The sequence below is a fragment of the Staphylococcus sp. EG-SA-2 genome (genome assembly GCF_017152085.1).
This window is the reverse complement of the sequence record NZ_JACYHC010001183.1, coordinates 1-654: the sequence shown is the minus strand read 5'-3', so window position 1 is coordinate 654 and position 654 is coordinate 1. Positions and strand designations below refer to the sequence as shown.

Below are 654 nucleotides of genomic sequence, written 5' to 3'. Positions count from 1 at the left end.
TTATTATTGCACTATCCATAATGTTCTTTTTAGATGTGAAATTGACTTTAGCAGCACTGTTTATCTTCCCATTTTACATTTTAACGGTGTACGTTTTCTTTGGAAGATTAAGAAAATTGACGCGTGAAAGATCGCAAGCATTAGCTGAGGTTCAAGGATTCTTGCATGAACGTGTTCAAGGTATTTCAGTCGTTAAAAGTTTTGCGATTGAAGACAATGAAGCGAAAAACTTTGATAAAAAGAACACTAATTTCTTAACACGTGCTTTGAAACATACAAGATGGAATGCCTATTCCTTTGCCGCAATTAATACAGTTACAGATATTGGACCAATAATTGTCATCGGTGTTGGTGCATATCTTGCTATTTCTGGATCAATCACAGTAGGTACACTTGCAGCATTTGTTGGATACTTGGAGTTATTGTTCGGGCCTTTACGTCGTTTAGTCGCATCATTTACAACTTTAACGCAAAGTTTTGCTTCAATGGACCGTGTATTCCAATTAATTGATGAAGATTATGACATCAAAAATGGTGTTGGTGCTCAACCTATTGAAATTAAACAAGGTCGTATTGATATTGATCATGTTAGTTTTCAATATAACGATAACGAAGCTCCAATTTTAAAAGATATTAATTTGAGTATTGAAAAAG

General features: G+C 34.1%; 1 pseudogene. It reads left to right on the top strand.

The annotated features are described in order from the left end of the window. A pseudogene (locus IDG60_RS19415) lies at window positions 1-654 on the top strand (SAV1866 family putative multidrug efflux ABC transporter); the annotation flags it as partial.